The organism is Pseudomonas fluorescens (assembly GCF_001648775.1).
Taxonomy (GTDB): Bacteria; Pseudomonadota; Gammaproteobacteria; order Pseudomonadales; family Pseudomonadaceae; genus Aquipseudomonas; species Aquipseudomonas fluorescens_M.
Genome location: NZ_LVEJ01000002.1, coordinates 263,732 through 279,971 on the forward strand (window position 1 = coordinate 263,732; position 16,240 = coordinate 279,971).

A 16,240-nucleotide genomic window follows, 5' to 3' on the forward strand; every position below is an offset into this window, starting at 1 on the left:
ACCGAGGCATTTTTCCACTGCCGTGGGATGCAATGATGAGCAACCAGATTCCGGTACACGACGTCACACCACCGAGCAAAAACGCGAACAACAGCGTTGACCTTTACGCCTCTCGAGAAAAAATCTACACCCGCGCTTTCACTGGCCTGTTCCGCAATCTGCGGATGATGGGCGGCGCCGCATTGTTTCTGCTGTATTTCGGGACGGTGTGGCTGAACTGGGGCGGCCATCAGGCCGTGTGGTGGAACTTGCCCGAGCGCAAGTTCTTCATCTTCGGCGCGACCTTCTGGCCGCAGGATTTCATTCTGCTCTCAGGCCTGTTGATCATTGCCGCGTTCGGCCTGTTCTTCATCACCGTGTATGCCGGCCGAGTCTGGTGCGGCTACACCTGTCCGCAAAGTGTGTGGACGTGGATTTTCATGTGGTGCGAGAAGGTCACCGAAGGCGACCGCAACCAGCGCATCAAACTCGACAAGGCGCCGATGAGCGCCAACAAGTTCGCGCGCAAATTCGCCAAACACGCGCTGTGGCTGTTGATCGGTTTTGTCACCGGCATGACCTTCGTCGGCTACTTCTCGCCGATCCGCGAACTGGTTTTCGAATTCTTCACCGGCCAGGCTGACGGCTGGTCGTACTTCTGGGTCGGTTTCTTCACCCTCGCCACCTACGGCAACGCCGGTTGGCTGCGCGAGCAGGTGTGCATTTACATGTGTCCGTATGCGCGCTTCCAGAGCGTGATGTTCGACAAGGACACGCTGATCGTTTCCTACGACCCGCGGCGCGGTGAAAGCCGTGGCCCGCGCAAGAAAGGCGTCGACTACAAGGCCCTGGGCCTGGGCGATTGCATCGATTGCACGATGTGCGTGCAGGTCTGCCCGACCGGCATCGACATCCGTGACGGCCTGCAGATCGAGTGCATCGGCTGCGCGGCATGCATCGATGCCTGCGACAGCATCATGGACAAAATGGATTACCCGCGCGGGTTGATCAGCTACACCACCGAGCACAACCTGTCCGGGCAGAAAACCCATAAACTGCGCCCGCGCCTGATTGGCTACGCCATCGTGCTGCTGGCGATGATCAGCCTGTTGGTCACCGCGTTCTTCATGCGCTCGCTGGTCGGTTTCGACGTCAGCAAGGACCGTGTGCTGTACCGCGAGAACGCCGAAGGCCGGATCGAAAACGTCTACAGCCTGAAGATCATGAACAAGGACCAGCGCGACCACACCTATGTGCTGGAAGCCAGCGGTTTGCCGGATCTGCGCCTGCAAGGCAAACGCGAAATCAAAGTGCCGGCCGGCGAGATTTTCAGCATGCCGGTCGAGTTGTCGAGCGCACCGGAACAACTGCCGTCGAGCACCAACGAGGTGAAATTCATCCTCAAGGATGCCGATGACGACAGCGTCCACGTTGAAGCCAAGAGCCGATTCATCGGCCCACAAATCCGTTGAGAGTACTGAACATGCCCGCAGCAAACGCCGCAAGTCCCTGGTACAAGCACCTTTGGCCATGGATCATCATCGGGATTCTGGCCTGTTCGGTGACCCTGACCCTGTCGATGGTGACCATCGCGGTGAACAACCCGGACAACCTGGTCAACGACAACTATTACGAGGCCGGCAAAGGCATCAACCGTTCGCTGGACCGTGAATTGTTGGCGCAGAATCTGAAGATGCGTGCGGCTGTGCATCTGGATGATGTCACCGGTGAAGTCGACTTGCGCCTGAGCGGCGACAGCCAACCGAAGACCCTGGAGTTGAACCTGATCTCGCCGACGCAGCCGGAGAAGGATCGCAAAATCGTCCTGACCCGCAGCGAAACCGAAACCGGCCGTTACATCGGTCAGTTGAACGACAAGGTTGAAGGTCGTCGCTTTGTCGAATTGCTCGGCAGCCAGGATGATCACGTCTGGCGCATGTTCGAAGAAGAACTGGTCAACCATGACAAGGATCTGTTGCTCGGTGATGAGCCGCTGCAAGGCGCAGAAGACTTGAAGAAGTGAGTCAAGCTCAGAAGCCCCTCACCCTAACCCTCTCCCGGAGGGAGAGGGGACTGATCTCGGGCGCTCCTATGCGTTACGTATGACAGTGACGATGCCAGCGACTGAACCTGTTTTTCCGGCTCACACCGATCGGCTCCCTCTCCCCCTGGGAGAGGGGACTGATCTCGGGCGCTCCTATGCGTTACGTATGACAGTGACGATGTCGGCGACTGAATCTGTTTATCCGGCTCACACCGATCGGCTCCCTCTCCCCCTGGGAGAGGGGACTGATCTTGAGCGCTTGCAGGCGTTACGTATGACAGTGACGATGCCAGCGACTGAACCTGTTCTTCCGGCTCACACCGATCGGCTCCCTCTCCCTCCGGGAGAGGGCTGGGGTGAGGGCAAGCGGACAACTCCAATGCAACGGCTTACCCCCTCGACGATGCCATGACCACCCCATTCCCCTGCTACCACTGCGCCCTGCCCGTTCCGTCCGGCAGCCGCTTCACCGCCGTTGTGCTCGGGGAGTCCCGCGAGTTCTGCTGCCCGGGCTGTCAGGCCGTGGCTGAAGCCATCGTTGCCGGCGGACTGGAAAGCTATTACCAACACCGCAGCGAAGCGTCAGCCAACCCTGAAGCCTTGCCGGTGCAACTGACCGACGAACTAGCGCTGTACGACCGCGCCGATGTCCAGCAACCCTTCGTTCGCCACGAGGGCGATCTGGCCGAAACCACGCTGTTGATGGAAGGCATCAGTTGCGCCGCCTGCGGCTGGCTGATCGAGAAGCACCTGCGTACGCTGCCCGCCGTGGCCGAAGCAAGGCTGAATCTGTCCAACCATCGTTTGCACGTGAGTTGGGCCGACGCGCAATTGCCGCTCAGCCAGATCCTCGCCGAACTGCGCCACATCGGCTACGCCGCCCATCCGTATCAAGCCGACCGCGCCAGCGAACAACTGGCCAGCGAAAACCGTCTGGCCCTGCGCCAGCTCGGCGTGGCCGGACTGCTGTGGTTTCAGGCAATGATGGCAACCATGGCCACCTGGCCGGAATTCAACATCGACCTCAGCCCCGAGCTGCACACGATCCTGCGCTGGGTCGCGCTGTTTCTGACCACGCCGATTGTGTTCTACAGCTGCGCGCCGTTTTTCAAAGGGGCGATGCGCGATCTGCGCACGCGCCACCTGACCATGGACGTCTCGGTGTCGCTGGCAATCGGCAGCGCCTACATCGCCGGGATCTGGACCTCGATCACCGGCGTCGGCGAGTTGTATTTCGACGCGGTCGGCATGTTTGCGCTGTTCCTGCTCGCCGGTCGCTATCTGGAGCGCCGCGCCCGCGAACGCACTGCCGCTGCCACGGCGCAACTGGTCAATCTGCTCCCGGCCTCGTGCCTGCGCCTCGACGACAGCGGCCAGAGTGAACGCATCCTGCTCAGCGAGCTGCGCCTCGGTGACCGAATTCTGGTGCAAGCCGGCTCGATCCTGCCGGCCGACGGCAAAATCATCGATGGCCAGTCGAGCATCGATGAGTCGCTGCTGACGGGCGAATACCTGCCGCAACCGCGCACGCCGGGTGACGCGGTGACCGCTGGCACGCTCAATGTCGAAGGCGCGTTGACTGTTGAAGTGCAGGCGCTGGGGCAAGACACGCGCCTGTCAGCCATCGTCCGCCTGCTCGACCGCGCCCAGGCGGAAAAACCTCGGCTGGCGGAGATCGCCGACCGCGCCGCGCAGTGGTTTCTGCTGTTGTCACTGATCGCCGCAGCGGCCATCGGCCTGTTGTGGTGGGAGCTGGATTCGTCGCGGGCGTTCTGGATCGTCCTCGCCATGCTCGTCGCCACCTGCCCGTGCGCGCTGTCGCTGGCGACGCCGACCGCCCTCACCGCGGCCACCGGCACCCTGCACAAACTCGGTTTGCTGCTGACCCGTGGCCACGTGCTGGAAGGCCTGAATCAGATCGACACAGTAATCTTCGACAAGACCGGCACCCTGACTGAAGGCCGCTTGGTGTTACGCTCGATCCGACCACTCGGCGCGCCTGACAGCGATCAATGCCTGAGCCTTGCCGCGGCCTTGGAAAACCGTTCGGAACACCCGATTGCCCGGGCGTTCGGCCGTGCCCCGTTGGCCGCTGAAGAAGTCCACAGCACGCCGGGGCTTGGCCTTGAAGGTTTGGTGGGCGGGCAGCGCCTACGCATCGGCCAGGCCGAGTTTGTCTGCGCCCTCAGCGGCGCGGCCGTGCCGGTCATGCCTAATGAGGCTGGCCAATGGCTGCTGCTCGGTGACACGTCAGGGCCGCTGGCGTGGTTCGTTCTCGACGACCGCTTGCGCGACGACGCCCCCGCCCTGCTCGCCGCGTGCAAGGCGCGTGGCTGGCGCACATTACTGTTGTCCGGCGACAGTTCGCCGATGGTCGCCAGTGTGGCTGCCGAACTGGGCATTGATGAGGCACGCGGCGGCCTGCGCCCGGACGACAAGCTGCAAGTGCTGCAACAGCTGCACAAGGAGGGCCGCAAAGTGCTGATGCTCGGTGACGGCGTCAATGACGTGCCGGTACTGGCGGCGGCTGACATCAGCGTGGCGATGGGCTCGGCCACCGATCTGGCGAAAACCAGTGCCGACGCCGTGCTGCTGTCCAATCGCCTCGACGCCTTGGTCCAGGCCTTCACCCTCGCGCGGCGCACCCGCCGGGTAATCATCGAAAACCTGCTGTGGGCCGCGCTGTACAATGGCCTCATGTTGCCGTTCGCCGCCCTCGGCTGGATCACTCCGGTGTGGGCCGCCGTCGGCATGTCGATCAGTTCGTTGACCGTGGTACTCAATGCCTTGCGCCTGACTCGCTTGCCGAGCCCGCCGCCAGTCAGCTCCCGGTCAGAAACCCGCCCGCTGCCGGCCTGAGCCGCGTGGGCCTGGAGTACAGATGCCAGCTCTCTACGTGATGATCCCGGCCGCCCTGCTGATCGTGGCCATCGCCGTGTACATCTTTTTCTGGGCGGTGGACAGCGGTCAGTACGACGATCTCGACGGCCCTGCCCACAGCATTCTGTTCGACGATCAGGACCCGAACCACACCGCTGCGGTGGACGAAGCCAACGCGCAAAAACCGGACGACAAGGCGCCCCCTCATGCTTGAATTGGCGCCGCTGTTGGTGTCCGCACTGATTCTCGGCTTGCTCGGTGGAGGGCATTGTCTGGGCATGTGCGGCGGTTTGATGGGCGCGCTGACCCTGGCGATTCCCAAGGAACAACGCAGCCGGCGTTTCCGCTTGTTGCTGGCGTACAACCTCGGGCGGATTCTCAGTTATGCCACGGCCGGATTGTTGATTGGCTTGGCCGGATGGGCGGTGGCCAACAGTCCGGCGGCGCTGTTCATGCGCGTGCTGGCCGGGTTGCTGCTGATCGCCATGGGTTTGTACCTGGCCGGCTGGTGGAGCGGGCTGACGCGCATTGAAAGCCTTGGACGCGGCTTGTGGCGCTACATTCAGCCGGTGGCCAACCGCTTGTTGCCGGTGTCGAGTGTGCCGCGCGCGTTATTGCTCGGCGCATTGTGGGGCTGGCTGCCGTGCGGACTGGTTTACAGCACGTTGCTGTGGTCGGCGAGTCAGGGCAATGCGCTGGACAGTGCGTTGTTGATGCTCGCATTCGGCCTCGGCACCTGGCCGGTGTTGCTCGCCACGGGCCTTGCGGCAGAACGCGTCACGGCCATTTTGCGCAAACGCAGCGTGCGCATGGCCGGTGGTTTGCTGGTGATTCTGTTCGGCATCTGGACTTTGCCGGGACCGCATCAGCATTGGTTGATGGGCCATTAAATCGGCGGCGCAGCCTTCGCGAGCAGGCTCGCTCCCACAGGAGATTTGTGTTGCACCACCCCTTCAAGTCTAAACATACAAGCGAGCCTGCTCGCGAAGAGGCCCGCATGATCAACACACCTCCTCCCCCGTTGATGCAAATCAACAGCCCCATCGCCGCCCACCGATAGACTCGCCACACTGCCAGCCTATCCGGGGGAATGCCCGCATGCTCGACGCCATTCGTTGGGACTCTGATCTGATCCGCCGCTACGACCTGGCGGGGCCGCGCTACACCTCGTATCCGACGGCCGTGCAATTTCACAGTCAGGTCGGCACGTTCGACCTGTTCCACGCCCTGCGCGACAGCCGCAAGGCGCTGCGCCCGTTGTCGCTCTACGTGCACGTGCCGTTCTGCGCGAACATCTGCTACTACTGCGCCTGCAACAAGGTCATCACCAAGGATCGCGGCCGTGCCCTGCCGTACCTGCAGCGGCTGGAGCAGGAAATCCAGCTGATCGCCTGTCACCTCGACCCGGCGCAGAAGGTCGAGCAACTGCACTTCGGTGGTGGCACGCCGACCTTTCTCAGCCACGATGAACTGCGCCAGTTGATGGCGCACCTGCGCAAACATTTCAATCTGCTCGACGACGATTCCGGCGATTACGGCATCGAAATCGACCCGCGTGAAGCCGACTGGTCGACCATGGGCCTGCTGCGCGAACTGGGTTTCAACCGCGTCAGCATCGGCCTGCAAGATCTCGATCCGGCGGTGCAGCGCGCGGTCAATCGCCTGCAAAGCCTGGAAGAAACCCGCGCGGTGATCGACGCCGCGCGCACCCTGCAATTTCGCTCGATCAACATCGACTTGATCTACGGCTTACCGAAGCAGACGCCGGACAACTTCGCCCGCACCGTCGAGGAGGTCATCAGTCTGCAACCGGACCGACTCTCGGTGTTCAACTACGCGCATTTGCCGGAACGCTTCATGCCGCAACGGCGGATCAACGCCCATGAGTTGCCGAGCCCGGCGCAGAAACTGGAAATGCTCCAGCGCACTATCGAACAACTGACCGCCGCCGGTTACCGCTACATCGGCATGGACCACTTCGCCCTGCCCGACGATGAGTTGGCGATTGCTCAGGAAGAACAAACCCTGCAACGCAACTTTCAGGGCTACACCACACACGGTCATTGCGATTTGATTGGTCTGGGGGTTTCCGCGATCAGCCAGATCGGTGACCTGTACTGCCAGAACAGCAGCGACCTCAGCCAGTACCAGAACACGCTTGCCGCCGCGCAACTGGCGACCAGCCGGGGCCTGGTGTGCAACGCCGATGACCGTCTGCGCCGGGCCGTGATTCAGCAACTGATCTGCAATTTCAGCCTGGAATTTGCCGAGATCGAGCAACAGTTCAACATCGATTTTCAGGGCTACTTCGGTGCGCTGTGGCCGCAACTGCAAGGCATGGCCGACGATGGCCTGATTGTCCTTGATCGCGAGCGGATCGCGGTATCGCCGGCGGGACGCCTGTTGGTGCGCTCGGTGTGCATGGTGTTCGATGCCTACCTGGAACAGCAGAACCGCCAGCGCTTTTCGCGGGTGATTTAGTTTTTCATCAGCAGCGAGCCGACTTTCATATTCTGATCCGCCGTCAGGCCGGACTGCCCGACCACTTTCGACAGGGCAAGATTGGCCGTGATCAGCCCGGTGTTCAACGCGGCGATGGCGCCGCGCAGGCTGGCAACCTTGATGATTTTTTCTTCGTTGGAAAGGCGTTTGTCAGCCATCACCGCTTCGATGAGCGCCTTTTTCTCGGCAATCTCTTTTTGCAATTTGCGGATCATCTTCAGCAATTGCTGGATGTTCTCCGGCAAACCGCTTTCTTCGATATCACGATTATCGCCGCCAGCGCCGGCGGATTTTTCGATCGATGCACCGGACAGCGACACTTTGACGCCCTCGACCAAGGTCGGGGTTGCCTCTTCGCTCGAAGCCGGGTCGCGCGCATTGCCCGACGCAGCTTTAAACGTTTCCGGCACTGCCGCAACGTCGCTGTTACCGGGGCCCAGCGTGCCGATGGTGGCCATCGATTGGTTCCTTGTACGCACTTTGATACCTGTTTATCGGCTGCTGGTCCTGGGGCTTTATGGCTGTAGGGCAAAGTCGCCCCAGACTGGCCTGAATGTCCTCCCGTGGGTTACCCTTACGGCTTATGTGTGTTTTCCCACAAGGATCCAAGAAATGTCCGAGCCAGTTAAACTGCGCGCTCACAACCAGGCTCACTGCAAGGATTGCAGCCTGGCCCCTCTCTGCCTGCCACTTTCTCTGAATCTGGAAGACATGGATGCGCTGGACGAAATCGTTAAACGTGGTCGCCCGTTGAAAAAAGGCGAGTTCCTGTTCCGTCAGGGCGACACGTTCGATTCCGTTTATGCAGTACGCTCCGGCGCCCTGAAGACCTTCAGCCTCAGCGACAGCGGCGAAGAGCAACTGACCGGCTTCCACCTGCCGAGCGAACTGGTCGGCCTGTCCGGCATGGACACCGAAAAACACCCGGTGTCGGCGCAGGCCTTGGAAACCACCTCGGTCTGCGAAATCCCGTTCGAACGCCTTGACGAACTGGCCCTGCAATTGCCACAACTGCGCCGCCAGTTGATGCGCGTGATGAGCCGCGAAATCCGCGACGATCAGCAAATGATGCTTTTGCTGTCGAAGAAAACCGCCGACGAGCGCATCGCCACTTTCCTGGTCAACCTGTCGGCGCGCTTCCGCGCTCGCGGCTTCTCGGCCAACCAGTTCCGCCTGAGCATGTCGCGCAATGAAATCGGCAACTACCTGGGTCTGGCGGTGGAAACCGTGTCCCGCGTGTTCACCCGCTTCCAGCAGAACGAACTGATCGCCGCCGAGGGCAAAGAGATTCACATCCTCGACCCGATCCAGCTGTGCGCGCTGGCCGGTGGCTCGATCGAAGGTTAATGTCGATCCGCGGTTGAGCGAACCGTTTCAGCCGCGGGTATACTGCGCCGTTTGCAGCCCTGCCAGGACACCTCGACGATGGTCTTCGACTCCTTCGACATCAAATCGCTTATCCGCCCAGTGATCGACTTCCCGAAACCGGGCGTGATCTTTCGCGACATCACCCCGCTGTTTCAATCGCCCAAGGCCCTGCGCCTGGTGATGGACAGCTTCGCCCACCGCTATGTGGAAGCCGACTTCACCCACATCGGCGCGATGGATGCGCGCGGTTTCCTGATCGGCTCGGTGCTGGCTTACCAGTTGAACAAGCCGCTGGTGCTGTTCCGCAAGCAAGGCAAACTGCCGGCGGACGTGTTGGCCGAAGGCTACGCGACCGAGTACGGCGAAGCGTTTCTGGAAGTGCACGCCGACAGCCTGTGTGAAGGCGATTCGGTGGTGATGTTCGATGACTTGATCGCCACCGGCGGCACGTTGATTGCCGCAGCCAACCTGATTCGCCGGATGGGTGCGCGGGTGCATGAGGCGGCAGCGATTATTGACCTGCCGGAGCTGAACGGGTCGCAGCGCCTGGAAGACATGGGTATCCCTACTTTCTGCCTGACGCAGTTTGCGTTGACCGATAAGTAAGCAGCGCTTCTTAGACCGCTTTCGCGAGCAGGCTCGCTCCCACAGGGGAACCCATTCCAACTGTGGGAGCGAGCCTGCTCGCGAAGGGGCCGACAGCCTCACTGCAAAACCTAAAGCCCCATCTGCTTGCTGATGATCTCGTTCATCACCTCCCGCGTCCCGCCGCCAATCGACAAGATGCGGTTATCCCGATACAGCCGCTCCACCAAGCTCTCACGCATGTAACCGAGCCCGCCAAGAATCTGCACCGCCTCGGTGGTGATCTGGTCCGAGGTGTCCGTGGCAAAGTTCTTCGCCATCGAAATCTCCTTGATCACACTCTGCCCCGCCGCCATTTTCGCCGCTTGCCGGTAAGTGAACTCACGCGAGACCTCCAGCGCCGTCGCCATCTCGGCGAGGCGATGCTTGATCACCTGAAACTTGCCGATCGGCTTACCAAACGCCTCACGCTCACGCGCCCATTTCAGGCTCTGCTCCAACGCCAGTTGCGCCGTCATGTTGGCCATCAGCGCCAGTGCCAGCCGCTCGCTTTGAAAGTTGCCCATGATGCAGGCGAAGCCCATGTTCTCGGCGCCGATCAGGTTGCCCACCGGCACGCGGCAATCGTCGAAGAACAATTCGGCGGTATCCGACGCCCACCAGCCCATTTTTTTCAACTGACGGCCAACGGTGAAGCCCGGCGTGCCCTTCTCGATCAACAACAGACTGATGCCGGCGAAACCCGGCGCACCGGTGCGCACCGCCACGGTGTAGTAATCGGCGCGTACGCCACTGGTGATAAAGGTTTTGCTGCCGCTGACCCGATAGACATCGCCGTCACGCACGGCACGGGTTTGCAGGTTGGCGACGTCGGACCCGCCGCCGGGCTCGGTGACCGCCAGGGCGCTGATTTTCTCGCCGCTGAGCACCTGGGGCACAACACGATCACGTACCTCGGAACGGGCCCATTTGACGATCGGTGGCAGGCCGATATCCAGCGAGCCGAGCCCCGCCACCAGCCCGCCAGAGCCGCAACGCATCAACTCCTCACTGGCGGCGACCTTGGCGAACAGATCGCCTGTATGGCTGCCTCCCAGTGCCTCGGGGTAACCGATGCCGAGGATGCCCGCCGCGCCGGCCTTCAGGTACAGCTCACGGGGGAAGCTTTCGGCTTCTTCCCACTGATCGATGTCCGGCAGGATCTCGCGTTCGACGAAACGTCTGACGCTGTCGCGAACCAATTGGTGGCTGGGGTCGAAGTATTCCTGAAAGGCAGGCATGGGCGAGCTCCACGGAAGGGTCCGCCGAACTTAACCGAGCGCTTGCTTGGTTTTCAACTCAATTGTGTGAATCAGATAGACCGAGGTGCGCCATTCGCGAGCAGGCTCGCTCCCACAGGGGATTTGTAAACGACACAAAACCAATGTGGGAGCGAGCTTGCTCGCGAAAGCGTCAGTTCAGACGCTGCAAAATCAGAGGGAAATCGGCTTACGCCCGGCAAACGAATGCGCCAGCGTGCCGCCGTCGACCAGTTCCAGCTCGCCGCCCAACGGCACGCCGTGCGCGATCCGCGAAGCGATCAGGCCTTTGTTGCTCAGCAGTTGCGCGATGTAATGCGCCGTCGCCTCACCTTCCACGGTCGGGTTGGTGGCGAGAATGACTTCGGTAAACGTCCCCGCCTCTTCGATCCGCGTCATCAATTGCGGAATGCCGATGGCCTCAGGCCCGAGACCATCGAGCGGCGACAAATGGCCCTTGAGCACAAAGTAGCGGCCACGAAAGCCCGTCTGCTCGACCGCGTACACATCCATCGGCCCTTCCACCACGCACAGCAACGTGTCGTCGCGGCGGGTATCGGCGCATTGCGGGCACAGATCGTCTTCGGTCAGCGTGCGGCACTGGCGGCAGTGACCGACCCCTTCCATGGCCTGACTCAGGGCCTGGGCCAGACGCAAACCGCCGCTGCGGTCACGTTCGAGCAGCTGCAACGCCATGCGCTGGGCGGTTTTCTGACCCACGCCCGGCAAGGTGCGCAGGGCGTCGATCAGTTGGCGAATCAAAGGGCTGAAGCTCATGGGTAACAAGTCCGACAAAACAACGAGACGCGGTTTATACCCGCGCCTCCGGCCAGCGTCAAATACTCAGTCCTGGGCGACCTTCACTACCAGTTTGCCGAAGTTGCGCCCTTCCAGCAGACCGATAAACGCCTCGGGCGCCTGCTCCAGGCCATCGACCACGTCCTCGCGGAATTTCACCTTGCCGTCGCGTACCCACGGCACCATGTGGCTGATGAATTCCGGCTGACGGTCGCCGTAGTCGTCGAACACGATGAAACCCTGAATACGCACGCGTTTGGTCAACAGTGTGCGTTGTAGCATCGGCAGACGATCCGGGCCTTGCGGCGCCTCGGCGGCGTTATAACCGGCGATCAGGCCGCACAACGGAATCCGCGCCTTGGCGTTGAGCAGCGGCACCACGGCGTCGAATACATGACCACCGACGTTCTCGTAATAGATGTCGATGCCATTCGGGCAGGCCTTGGCCAGTTGCTCGGCGAAATCGGCGGCCTTGTGATCGACGCAGGCATCAAAACCGAGTTCCTCGACCACGTATTTGCACTTCTCCACCCCGCCCGCCACACCCACGGCGCGCAGGCCTTTGATCTTCGCCACTTGGCCGACCACCGAGCCGACCGCCCCGGAAGCTGCGGCGACAACGAGGGTCTCGCCTTCTTTGGGCTGGCCAATGTCCATCAGGCCCATGTACGCGGTCATCCCCGGCATACCGAGCACGCCAAGGGCCATCGATGGGCTCGGTAGCCCGGCAGGGATCGGGATGATGTTGCGGCCGTCGCTGATGCTGTGGCTCTGCCAGCCGGTGGCCCCAACCACCAGATCGCCTTTATGAAACTTCGGATGACGCGAATCCTCGACACGGCTGACCGCGCCACCGGTCATCACCTCGCCGATTTGTACCGGCGCGGCGTAGGACGGTGCGTCACTCATGCGCCCGCGCATGTAGGGATCGAGAGACAGGTAGAGGGTTTTCAGCAGCACTTCACCGTCGGCAAGATCCGGCAGCGCTTCGCGCTCGAGGCGGAAGTTTTCCGGGGTCGGCGCACCGACCGGACGCGAAGCGAGGACGAAACGTTGGTTGAGCGTGAGAGGGTCGGACATGTCAGCGTCTCCTGTGAATGATGAATTCAGCGGGTATAGGGAGCAGACCGTTGTGGCTTTTGCGCGTTCGATGTTTATTCAGTTGTAACGAGGTGAGTTCATTCGCGAGCAGGCTCGCTCCCACAGGAGAATGCATTCCAAATGTGGGAGCGAGCCTGCTCGCGAAGGCGACCTCAAAGACACCGCACCGCCAAGAGCCAGAAACAAAAATGCCAGGCGCGATGCCTGGCATTTTGTGTAGCTCATCTGCCGCCGAATGGCGAATCAGAATGGCAGTTTCATACCCGCTGGCAGGTTCATGCCGGCGGTCATGTTGCCCATTTTGTCCTGGCTGTTCTTTTCGATCTTGCGCACGGCGTCGTTGACGGCGGAGGCGATGACCGCTTCCAGCATCTCTTTGTCGTCTTCGCTCATGCCTTCGACCAGGCTTGGATCGATGCTCACGCTCTTCACGTCGTGACGACCGGTCATCACCACGGTGACCATGTCGCCGCCGGCCTTACCGGTGACTTCGGCGTTGGCCAGTTCTTCCTGCATCTTGGCCATTTTTTCCTGCATCTGCTGTGCCTGCTTCATCAGGCCGGCCATGCCACCTTTCATCATGGGAATCACCTCAAAAGTACTTGGATCAAAACAGCGCCCGGCCAGCACGGCCAGGCGCCTTCAGTTATTAGCCTTGGGCGACCAAGGCGTCGACAGGTTCAATAGTATCGTGTCGCACCACCGCGCCGAACTGCTGAACCATCTGCTGGATGAACGGATCACCGTGGATCGATTCCTCCGCCTCGCGCTGACGGTTGGCACGGCGACGGGACGCGGCCTGGGCCGGGGTTTCCTGCTCGGGCTTGATCAGTTCGATGGTCAGGCTGAGCGTGCGACCGTGGAACTGGTTCAACGCGTCGTTCAGACGCCGCTGCTGCGTGGCGTTGAACAGCGCGCTGTGCGCCGGGTCGAGGTGCATCAGCCAATGGTCGCCATCGACGGCGATCAATGTGCAGTTGGCGGCGATGCTGCCGGTCATGCCGGAGATCGGCAATTTCGGGAACAGCTCCAGCCACTGCAATGCCAGACCGGTGGCCGGTGCCGCCGCTGGTTCCGGCTCAGGTTCCGGGGTCGGTTCGGCAGCGTGCTCGCTGGCCAGTTCGTCGAGATAGCTGTAAGCCGAATCGATGTCCGGCTCGATGTAGTCCTCGTCGAGCGGCGGCTCGTCGTCCAGGTCCATGCCCGGGGTGGCGGCATCAACGTCGGCAACGGATGGCTCGGGGATCGGTGCGGCAGCCCACTCAGGCGCCTCCGGCACGACGCTGTCCGGAGTCGGCAGCGGCATCGGCGGCAACTCGGGTTGCTCGGCGGACGTCTCCAGCATGGGCTCGACGGCAGGTTGCTGCGCGGGCTCGGTTTCGGGTTCGGGCTCGGGCTCTACCGGATCATTCCACGGCAAGTCGACGACTGCTTCGGCGACGACAGGCGCAGGCTCTGGCTCTGGCTCTGGCTCTGGCTCGGCAACGGGAGCAACTTGAGCAACCGGCGCAGGCTCGGGAGCCGGTGCAGGTGCAGCCACTGGCGCAGGAGCAGGCGTTGGCGTTGGCGCAACAGCCGCAGCGACTACCGGCGCAGGTTTAGGCGCGGCAGCCACGGAGTTTGCGGAATCAACTGTGGCCTGGCTGATCCCCACTGGCTTTAGCGGTTGCCTCGGGGCGTCCGCCGTATCTGCCGGCCGGAAGGCCAGCATCCGCAGCAGGACCATTTCGAAGCCTCCGCGCGGGTCCGGCGCCAGCGGTAAATCGCGGCGACCGATCAGGCCCATCTGGTAGTAGAACTGCACGTCTTCGGCCGGCAAGGCCTGCGCCAGAGCCAGCACGCGATCGCGGTCGCCATGGCCGTTGTCGACGCCTTCGGGCAACGCCTGAGCGATGGCCACGCGGTGCAGCACGTTGAGAATTTCCGAGAGCACGCCGTTCCAGTCCGGGCCTTGTTCGGCCAGATGACGCACGCCTTCAAGCAACGCCTTGGCGTCGCCTTCGATCAACGAATGCAGGACGTCATACACCTGACCGTGATCCAGCGTGCCGAGCATCGCCCGCACGTCGGTGGCCAGTACCTTGCCTTCACCGAAGGCAATCGCCTGATCGGTCAGGCTCATTGCGTCCCGCATCGAACCGTCAGCGGCGCGACCGAGCAGCCACAGTGCATCGTCTTCGAACGGCACGTTTTCGGCGGTCAGCACGTGGGTCAAATGCTCGACCACGCGTTCCGGCGTCATGTTCTTCAGCGAGAACTGCAGGCAGCGCGACAAAATCGTTGCCGGAAGTTTCTGCGGGTCAGTGGTCGCCAGGATGAACTTGACGTACGGCGGCGGCTCTTCAAGGGTTTTCAACAGCGCATTGAAGGAATGGCTGGAAAGCATGTGCACTTCGTCGATCAGGTAGACTTTGAAGCGCCCACGGCTTGGCGCGTACTGCACGTTGTCGAGCAGCTCGCGGGTGTCTTCGACCTTGGTGCGGCTCGCGGCGTCGATCTCGATCAGGTCGACGAAGCGACCTTCATCGATTTCACGGCACACCGAACACTCGCCGCAGGGGCTTGAAGTGATACCTGTCTCACAGTTCAGGCATTTGGCAATGATCCGCGCAATCGTGGTTTTACCCACCCCGCGCGTACCGGTGAACAGGTACGCGTGGTGCAGCCGCTGGCTGTCCAAGGCATTGATCAGAGCCTTGAGCACATGGGTCTGGCCGACCATTTCGCGGAACGAGCGTGGACGCCATTTACGTGCAAGAACCTGATAACTCATCGAAAACCGTCGCAACGAAGGAAGCTGAAGCGGCTAATGCTAGCGGAGCAGGGGCAAAATTGCATCCGGTGTCCTCGTCTAATATGGCTAAGCTGCATGAGCAGAGGCTTTTATCGGCTCGGGATCGGGAATTACCGGAGCGTTTATGCGTTGGGCCTTGGGGGCACTACTGGCAATCAGCCTGAGCGTGACGGCAGCGGAAACCCCGTTGCGCTTCGCCATGCCCGACAGCTGGGCCATGCCCATGGTGCAATTCGAACGCGGCCGCCCGACCCAGGGCATTCTCTACGACCTGATGCTCAGCCTGGCCACGCAGGTCGGCGTACCGGCCGAGTTTCACGTCCTGCCCCGCGCCCGCGTGCAGACCGCCATGGAGCACGGCGAGATCGACGTGCGCTGCTATGCCGCGCAATCGTGGCTGCCGAATCAGTCGGGGGATTACATCTGGAGCCTTCCGCTGCTGTTTCAGCGAGACCTGCTGATCAGCCGCAAGGATCAACCGGCCAGTGCCGATCCCGCTCACCTGCCCCGCCAATCCATCGGCACCGTCCTCGGCTACACCTACCCTACCCTGCAACCGCTGTTCGATGCCGACCGACTGCAACGCGAAGATGCGCGCAATCAGGAGCAGGTGCTGGAGAAATTGCTGGCCGGGCGTTATCGCTATGCGGTGAGCAATCAGTGGACGCTGGACTGGTTCAACCAGCGCTTGCTGCCTGAACAGCAACTTCAAGGTGTCGCCGTGTTGCAGGAGCAGAAGGTGGGTTGCTATGTGAGGAATGATCCGAGAGTGCCGGTGCAGCGGATTTTGCGCACGTTGTTGCGGATGAAGATGTCGGGGGAGATTGACGAGATTATCCGGCTGTATACCGGCTCCCCCGAAACCATAAAATAGAGCAAATTTTCAAAACA

The 16,240-nt window shown here is 61.6% G+C and carries 15 protein-coding genes; 9 read left to right on the forward strand and 6 right to left on the reverse strand.

Translation table 11 applies throughout. The annotated features are described in order from the left end of the window. The first annotated feature begins 35 nt into the window (after positions 1 to 35). From ccoG to hemN, 6 genes are all read left to right on the forward strand, one after another. Positions 36 to 1,451: a cytochrome c oxidase accessory protein CcoG gene (gene ccoG, locus A8O26_RS04095; RefSeq protein ID WP_064116884.1), complete on the forward strand. Its 1,416-nt coding sequence runs from the start codon at positions 36 to 38 to the stop codon at positions 1,449 to 1,451. Positions 1,452 to 1,462: 11 nt separating this feature from the next. After that, complete coding sequence (locus A8O26_RS04100) at positions 1,463 to 2,002, forward strand: FixH family protein (RefSeq protein ID WP_064116885.1); 540 nt, start codon at positions 1,463 to 1,465, stop codon at positions 2,000 to 2,002. A 429-nt stretch (positions 2,003 to 2,431) separates the two neighbouring features. After that, a complete protein-coding gene (locus A8O26_RS04105; RefSeq protein WP_064116886.1) occupies positions 2,432 to 4,882 on the forward strand; it encodes a heavy metal translocating P-type ATPase in 2,451 nt (816 codons plus the stop codon). Positions 4,883 to 4,904: 22 nt separating this feature from the next. Further along, complete coding sequence (gene ccoS / locus A8O26_RS04110; protein WP_064116887.1) at positions 4,905 to 5,117, forward strand: cbb3-type cytochrome oxidase assembly protein CcoS; 213 nt, start codon at positions 4,905 to 4,907, stop codon at positions 5,115 to 5,117. After that, positions 5,110 to 5,793 (forward strand): sulfite exporter TauE/SafE family protein, encoded by a 684-nt coding sequence (locus A8O26_RS04115; RefSeq protein ID WP_064116888.1) that lies wholly within the window; start codon positions 5,110 to 5,112, stop codon positions 5,791 to 5,793. Before ccoS ends, A8O26_RS04115 begins: the two co-directional genes overlap by 8 nt. Before the next feature lie 208 nt (positions 5,794 to 6,001). Continuing rightward, positions 6,002 to 7,384 (forward strand): oxygen-independent coproporphyrinogen III oxidase, encoded by a 1,383-nt coding sequence (gene hemN / locus A8O26_RS04120; RefSeq protein ID WP_064116889.1) that lies wholly within the window; start codon positions 6,002 to 6,004, stop codon positions 7,382 to 7,384. On the opposite strand, the gene A8O26_RS04125 is transcribed toward hemN, so the two are convergent. Continuing rightward, positions 7,381 to 7,863, reverse strand: a complete 483-nt coding sequence (locus A8O26_RS04125; RefSeq protein WP_064116890.1) for a hypothetical protein — start codon at positions 7,861 to 7,863, stop codon at positions 7,381 to 7,383. The genes hemN and A8O26_RS04125 overlap by 4 nt on opposite strands. A 154-nt stretch (positions 7,864 to 8,017) precedes the next feature. On the opposite strand from A8O26_RS04125, the gene fnr reads away from it, so the two are divergent. Both fnr and A8O26_RS04135 read left to right on the forward strand, forming a co-directional pair. Further along, entirely contained in the window at positions 8,018 to 8,752 is a 735-nt protein-coding gene (gene fnr / locus A8O26_RS04130; RefSeq protein ID WP_007918332.1) for a fumarate/nitrate reduction transcriptional regulator Fnr, read from the forward strand. Between the two features lie 78 nt (positions 8,753 to 8,830). Then, complete coding sequence (locus A8O26_RS04135) at positions 8,831 to 9,379, forward strand: adenine phosphoribosyltransferase (RefSeq protein ID WP_064116891.1); 549 nt, start codon at positions 8,831 to 8,833, stop codon at positions 9,377 to 9,379. Positions 9,380 to 9,489: 110 nt separating this feature from the next. Here the strand turns inward: A8O26_RS04135 and A8O26_RS04140 are convergent, their stop codons facing one another. The 5 genes from A8O26_RS04140 to dnaX all read right to left on the reverse strand — a co-directional run bounded on the left by A8O26_RS04140 (position 9,490) and on the right by dnaX (position 15,328). Next, entirely contained in the window at positions 9,490 to 10,638 is a 1,149-nt protein-coding gene (locus A8O26_RS04140; RefSeq protein ID WP_064116892.1) for an acyl-CoA dehydrogenase family protein, read from the reverse strand. Positions 10,639 to 10,830: 192 nt separating this feature from the next. Further along, a complete protein-coding gene (gene recR / locus A8O26_RS04145) occupies positions 10,831 to 11,433 on the reverse strand; it encodes a recombination mediator RecR (protein ID WP_064116893.1) in 603 nt (200 codons plus the stop codon). Positions 11,434 to 11,499: 66 nt separating this feature from the next. After that, positions 11,500 to 12,534 (reverse strand): NADP-dependent oxidoreductase, encoded by a 1,035-nt coding sequence (locus A8O26_RS04150; RefSeq protein ID WP_064116894.1) that lies wholly within the window; start codon positions 12,532 to 12,534, stop codon positions 11,500 to 11,502. A 264-nt stretch (positions 12,535 to 12,798) separates the two neighbouring features. Continuing rightward, on the reverse strand, positions 12,799 to 13,137 hold the full coding sequence (locus tag A8O26_RS04155) for a YbaB/EbfC family nucleoid-associated protein (RefSeq protein WP_016984747.1): 339 nt from the start codon (positions 13,135 to 13,137) through the stop codon (positions 12,799 to 12,801). Between the two features lie 67 nt (positions 13,138 to 13,204). Continuing rightward, positions 13,205 to 15,328, reverse strand: a complete 2,124-nt coding sequence (dnaX, locus tag A8O26_RS04160; RefSeq protein WP_064116895.1) for a DNA polymerase III subunit gamma/tau — start codon at positions 15,326 to 15,328, stop codon at positions 13,205 to 13,207. Between the two features lie 145 nt (positions 15,329 to 15,473). On the opposite strand from dnaX, the gene A8O26_RS04165 reads away from it, so the two are divergent. Continuing rightward, on the forward strand, positions 15,474 to 16,223 hold the full coding sequence (locus tag A8O26_RS04165; protein ID WP_064116896.1) for a substrate-binding periplasmic protein: 750 nt from the start codon (positions 15,474 to 15,476) through the stop codon (positions 16,221 to 16,223). The last annotated feature ends 17 nt before the right edge of the window (positions 16,224 to 16,240 follow it).

Coding starts and splice junctions, on each gene's coding strand:
- A8O26_RS04125 (WP_064116890.1), bottom strand. CDS start 7,863: ATGGCCACCATCGGCACGCTGGGCCCCGGTAACAGCGACGTTGCGGCA.
- dnaX (WP_064116895.1), bottom strand. CDS start 15,328: ATGAGTTATCAGGTTCTTGCACGTAAATGGCGTCCACGCTCGTTCCGC.
- A8O26_RS04135 (WP_064116891.1), top strand. CDS start 8,831: ATGGTCTTCGACTCCTTCGACATCAAATCGCTTATCCGCCCAGTGATC.
- A8O26_RS04100 (WP_064116885.1), top strand. CDS start 1,463: ATGCCCGCAGCAAACGCCGCAAGTCCCTGGTACAAGCACCTTTGGCCA.
- hemN (WP_064116889.1), top strand. CDS start 6,002: ATGCTCGACGCCATTCGTTGGGACTCTGATCTGATCCGCCGCTACGAC.
- A8O26_RS04165 (WP_064116896.1), top strand. CDS start 15,474: ATGCGTTGGGCCTTGGGGGCACTACTGGCAATCAGCCTGAGCGTGACG.
- A8O26_RS04140 (WP_064116892.1), bottom strand. CDS start 10,638: ATGCCTGCCTTTCAGGAATACTTCGACCCCAGCCACCAATTGGTTCGC.
- fnr (WP_007918332.1), top strand. CDS start 8,018: ATGTCCGAGCCAGTTAAACTGCGCGCTCACAACCAGGCTCACTGCAAG.
- A8O26_RS04105 (WP_064116886.1), top strand. CDS start 2,432: ATGACCACCCCATTCCCCTGCTACCACTGCGCCCTGCCCGTTCCGTCC.
- ccoG (WP_064116884.1), top strand. CDS start 36: ATGAGCAACCAGATTCCGGTACACGACGTCACACCACCGAGCAAAAAC.
- A8O26_RS04150 (WP_064116894.1), bottom strand. CDS start 12,534: ATGTCCGACCCTCTCACGCTCAACCAACGTTTCGTCCTCGCTTCGCGT.
- A8O26_RS04115 (WP_064116888.1), top strand. CDS start 5,110: ATGCTTGAATTGGCGCCGCTGTTGGTGTCCGCACTGATTCTCGGCTTG.
- A8O26_RS04155 (WP_016984747.1), bottom strand. CDS start 13,137: ATGATGAAAGGTGGCATGGCCGGCCTGATGAAGCAGGCACAGCAGATG.
- recR (WP_064116893.1), bottom strand. CDS start 11,433: ATGAGCTTCAGCCCTTTGATTCGCCAACTGATCGACGCCCTGCGCACC.
- ccoS (WP_064116887.1), top strand. CDS start 4,905: ATGCCAGCTCTCTACGTGATGATCCCGGCCGCCCTGCTGATCGTGGCC.